5 protein-coding genes and 1 pseudogene are annotated in these 4,517 nt (G+C 59.3%); 3 read left to right on the plus strand and 3 right to left on the minus strand.

The window, feature by feature from the left end:
- The 3 genes from ACK5L9_RS19820 to ACK5L9_RS19830 form a co-directional block, all read left to right on the plus strand.
- Window positions 1–188 (plus strand): hypothetical protein (locus ACK5L9_RS19820; RefSeq protein WP_416913182.1); only part of this gene is annotated, 188 nt, incomplete at its 5' end.
- Between the two features lie 92 nt (window positions 189–280).
- Window positions 281–1,675, plus strand: a complete 1,395-nt coding sequence (gene lpdA / locus ACK5L9_RS19825) for a dihydrolipoyl dehydrogenase (RefSeq protein ID WP_416913183.1) — start codon at window positions 281–283, stop codon at window positions 1,673–1,675.
- Window positions 1,668–2,144, plus strand: a complete 477-nt coding sequence (locus tag ACK5L9_RS19830; protein WP_416913184.1) for a transglycosylase SLT domain-containing protein — start codon at window positions 1,668–1,670, stop codon at window positions 2,142–2,144. The genes lpdA and ACK5L9_RS19830 overlap by 8 nt, the downstream gene beginning before the upstream one ends.
- Window positions 2,145–2,156: 12 nt before the next feature.
- Here the strand turns inward: ACK5L9_RS19830 and ACK5L9_RS19835 are convergent, their stop codons facing one another.
- From ACK5L9_RS19835 to ACK5L9_RS19845, 3 genes and pseudogenes are all read right to left on the minus strand, one after another.
- Window positions 2,157–2,498, minus strand: coding sequence for a hypothetical protein (locus ACK5L9_RS19835; protein WP_416913185.1), 342 nt, complete (start codon window positions 2,496–2,498; stop codon window positions 2,157–2,159).
- Window positions 2,499–2,630: 132 nt separating this feature from the next.
- On the minus strand, window positions 2,631–3,896 hold the full coding sequence (locus ACK5L9_RS19840; RefSeq protein WP_416913186.1) for a hypothetical protein: 1,266 nt from the start codon (window positions 3,894–3,896) through the stop codon (window positions 2,631–2,633).
- Between the two features lie 189 nt (window positions 3,897–4,085).
- Window positions 4,086–4,517: pseudogene (locus tag ACK5L9_RS19845) on the minus strand (fructose-bisphosphate aldolase); the annotation flags it as partial.

A 4,517-nucleotide genomic window follows, 5' to 3' on the forward strand; every position in this document is an offset into this window, starting at 1 on the left:
CCGAGGACCGCGCCCATAACGGCCTTGGACTGATGCAGCTTTGGCATGAAAACGGCAGCAGCGCGTGGGCGCTGTTCGATGTCACCGACCCCACCGCCGCCCGCGCCTATCTGGACGGCGCGGCGGGGGTATTCAACTCTCAGGCCGGCGTCACCGCGACCAGCTTTCACTACGTAAAAACGGCCTGACCCCCTGCCCTGCGCCATCCATTGACCGGCGCAGGCACGACAAGTAACGCTACGCGCAGCAAAGCGGCCCGAAGAGCAAGAAGGAGTGATTGATGTCCACCTATGATCTGATCGTGATCGGCGCTGGCCCCGGCGGCTATGTCTGCGCCATCCGCGCAGCCCAGCTTGGCCTGAAGGTCGCCTGCGTTGAGGGGCGCGACACGCTTGGCGGCACCTGTCTGAATGTCGGTTGCATCCCGTCCAAGGCGCTGCTGCACGCCAGCCACATGCTGCACGAAACCCATGAAAACTTTGACAAAATGGGTCTGACCGGGGCCAAGATCAAGGTCGATTGGACCAAGATGCAAGACTATAAGGCCGACACCGTTGCGGGCAATACCAAGGGCATCGAATTTCTGTTCAAGAAGAATAAGATCGACTGGCTGAAAGGCTGGGCCAGCATCGAGGCGCCGGGCAAGATCAGGGTCGGCGATACCGTGCATGACGCGAAAAACATCGTCATCGCGACCGGCTCGGTTCCGTCCGCGCTGAAAGGGGTTGAGGTCGATAATGACGGCGGCGTGATCGTCGATTCGACCGGTGCGCTGTCGCTGCCCAAAATCCCGAAATCCATGATCGTGATCGGCGCAGGCGTGATCGGGCTGGAACTCGGTTCTGTCTATGCGCGGCTTGGGGCCAAGGTCACGGTGGTTGAATATCTGGACGCGATCACGCCGGGCATGGATGCCGAAGTTCAGAAGCAGTTCCAGAAAATTCTGTCGAAACAGGGGCTTCAATTCGTACTTGGCGCGGCGGTCAAGGGCGCGCAGGTCGTCAAGGGCAAGGCCCGCGTCACCTATGCGCTGAAAAAGGATGACAGCGAACAGGCGCTTGACGCCGATTGCGTGCTGGTCGCGACGGGCCGCAGGCCCCATCTGGACGGTCTGGGCCTGGACAAGCTGGGCGTTGCCATGACCGATCGCGGCTTTGTCCAGATCGACACGCACTGGGCCACGAATGTGGCGGGCGTTTATGCCATCGGCGATTGCGTGCCGGGCCCGATGCTGGCCCACAAGGCCGAGGATGAGGGAATGGCCGTCGCCGAAGTCATCGCGGGCAAGGCCGGTCACGTGAACTACGACGTCATCCCCGGTGTCATCTACACCACGCCCGAGGTCGCCAGCGTCGGCCTGACCGAAGAGGCAGCCAAGGCCAGCGGCCGCAAGATCAAGACCGGCAAATTCCCCTTCATGGGCAATGCGCGTGCCAAGGCCATGATGCAGCCCGAGGGCTTCGTCAAGCTGATCGCCGACGCCGAAACCGACCGCATTCTGGGTTGCCACATCATTGGTCCAAATGCCGGCGAAATGATCCACGAGGTCTGTGTCGCCATGGAATTTGGTGCCTCGGCCGAGGATTTGGCCCTGACCTGTCATGCCCACCCCACCACATCCGAGGCCGTGCGCGAAGCCGCGCTGGCCTGTGGTGACGGGGCGATCCATGTCTGACGGGATCAACCGCCGCTTTCTGCTGGCGGGCGCATTTCTGCTGGCCGCCTGCGGGCGGGGCGGCGGGGGCGGCATGCCCGAAGGGCGGCTGTCCAACGGGCTTTATCCCAACGAAACGCCGCAATTGCGGTCGCGGATCAATTACTGGTCCGCGCATTACCGCGTACCGCCGGGGCTGGTTCACCGTGTGGTCATCCGCGAATCCCGCCACCGCCCCGAGGCGCGGAACGGCCCCTATTTCGGGCTGATGCAGATTCAGCCGCAGACAGCGCGCACCATGGGCTATCGCGGTCCGGATCAGGGGCTGCTGAATGCCGATACCAACCTGCGCTATGCGGTGAAATACCTGCGCGGGGCCTATATGGTCGCCGATGGCGACCAGGATGAGGCGGTGGGCTGGTATGCGCGCGGCTATTACTACGAGGCCAAGCGCAAGGGCCTGCTGCGCGAAACCGGCCTGAAAAGCTGACCGCCAAAGCGGTTAACGAACGCTGATCTCTTGCCAGCCACTGCCGCGATCCACCTCGCACTGGCGCTGCCCGTTCGCATCCGTGCAACGAAGCATCATCCGCCCGTCTTTGGAATGCTCGATCATCTTGGGGTCCAGCTCGCGCGTCAGTCGCATCGACAGGTCTTTCGGCAGACTGACCGATGCCGCATCCGATGCCGCCGGGGGCAAAATATCACAAAACGCCCCCTCGCTGACATTGCACTCCAGCCCGACGCGCCGCGCCGCCCCGGTGGTTTCCGCCATGCCATCTGCCTCGGCAATCGCGAAAATTTCGCTCAGCGTTTCATTTCCAACATGCATATCGACAAGCATCCCACTTTGCGCAGAGGCAGGCATCGCGACGTAAATCGCCGCCGTGATGCCAACCGCCGCAAGACACAAAAACAAAGCTCTGCGCACCATTAAATTCCCGGCCTCTCAACTATACAAATGACACGGGCAACCCTAACGCCTAGGCCTACGCCTAAGCCTACGTTCGCCACCTTCGCCACCTTCGGCCAATTTGGGGTTCGTGTAGGTAACCGTCCCGTCCGATTCCAACGTATGATAATATTCATCAGAAATATCCACGGTGGTGTCTAGATCCCCTGAAGCCGAACCACCCTGCGGAACATACCAGTTCCAGTTTGAAGCGGGTTTTGTGCCCGCCAATTCCAGGCCGAAAGCAGCACCCTCGCGGTGTATATCGGATTCTCGATTCACCTCTTGCTGTCCTGCGTCGTCCCCACTTCCATACTTGGCACCTTCAAGATAGCTGAGCGAATTTGCATAAGTCCATGCCATCCGAGCATCACTGACATCCTCGCCCAATGTGCCGCTCGCGCGATCCAGCTCTTGCATCTGCGACATGGTATCGTCGACCGTACCGTCCAGAATGTGCGCCACGTCTGTGGGATTACGGAAAAACCCTGGATCATTGAATTCAAGCTGTCCCGATCCTCCGTAATAAGTCGCCGTCGCATTCAGATAAAAATGATAGGCATCACCGGGATCCTCACCAACCGAGTCCTTGTCGAACATATCGTAAAAGACACTGCCGTCATTGTCGTCGTCGGGAAAGGTAATTTCCTTGCCATTAAACGTGTAGGAAACCGTTCCGTCGGGGCTGTCTTCATTCTTGCTCCATTCAATAGGAGAACGACCACGGCTTAACGCCTTGGTGACATTGTGAGCCGCCATGAGCGCGGTCCCCGGATCCCCGGTTTCCTCCAGCGCAAGGTCGTAAAACTCTTCGCGTGTCAAAGGCTTTTCGCCATTCTCCACCCGATCAACCAAATTCTGCACCAGATTGTTCTGATATTCCATCATCTGCGGATTTGTCAGAAACTTCTCGGTGAAATCTTTGCCTTGTATACTTGAGGAATCTTCATACTGACTAAAGAACACGCTAAGCTCGGTCTGCTTGACATCCTTAATCTTGTAAGGCTCTCCCCCCGGTGTCGGCGTGGCGGGGCCGCCCTCCTCCGTAGGTGCGGCGGAAGTGACCGAGATTGTGTCGCGATCACCTGGGCGAGGTGCGTTAGCATCTCCGACCTTGCTATAAGCTGCTACGACGGATTGCAGGACGTTCTGAAGCCCGTCCCGGACTTTGGGCTGCGTATTTGCGTAGGATGACATAGGCGCGTTGGTTTTGGGCTTGGCCGCGTCGTGCGCCTTTGCCTCGTCCTGCGCCCTCGGGTTTTTTCTGGCTGCTACGGTGTCCACAGACATAATGACTTCTCCCAAAATTTGCACATGAAACACATTTAGGATAGCGCCAAATAACGATTCGCTTGGGTTCAGTTGCCGTAACGTAACTGTGAGCGCGGAAACCTGCCGACAACGTTCGGCCTGAACTGGTCCAGCACAAAAAAAAGGGGCGCGTTTGCGCCCCTTTTCCGGTCGGTAACAGCGCCCCGTTCAGGCACCCTTGTAAATATCGACCAGCTTTTGCAGCATCTCCAGCGCATCCTTGCGCGAACGCTGAAAGCTGTTGCGCCCGATGATCGAGCCGTTGCCGCCGCCGTCGCGGATGGCGCGGGCATCGTCAAAGACGGCATCCACACCCTTGGCTGCGCCGCCCGAGAACACGACGATGCGCCGGCCGTTAAAGGCCGCCTGCATGCAATGTTCGACCCGCATGGCTTGGGTGGCGATGTCGATTTTCTTGTCCTCATAGACCTTTTTGGCCTCGGGCAGCATCAGGTGGTCGGTGCTGAGCTTGATCTTGATGATATGTGCACCGATCAGCGCCGCGATCTGGGCGGCATAGGCGGCGATGTCGATGGCGGTCTCGCCGTCCTTGGTGATCGCCTCGCCGCGCGGATAGGACCAGATCACGGTCGCGACACC

Source organism: Paracoccus sp. (in: a-proteobacteria) (genome assembly GCF_047973135.1).
Lineage (GTDB): Bacteria > Pseudomonadota > Alphaproteobacteria > Rhodobacterales > Rhodobacteraceae > Paracoccus.

Coding starts and splice junctions, on each gene's coding strand:
- lpdA (WP_416913183.1), top strand. CDS start 281: ATGTCCACCTATGATCTGATCGTGATCGGCGCTGGCCCCGGCGGCTAT.
- ACK5L9_RS19830 (WP_416913184.1), top strand. CDS start 1,668: ATGTCTGACGGGATCAACCGCCGCTTTCTGCTGGCGGGCGCATTTCTG.
- ACK5L9_RS19835 (WP_416913185.1), bottom strand. CDS start 2,498: ATGCTTGTCGATATGCATGTTGGAAATGAAACGCTGAGCGAAATTTTC.
- ACK5L9_RS19840 (WP_416913186.1), bottom strand. CDS start 3,896: ATGTCTGTGGACACCGTAGCAGCCAGAAAAAACCCGAGGGCGCAGGAC.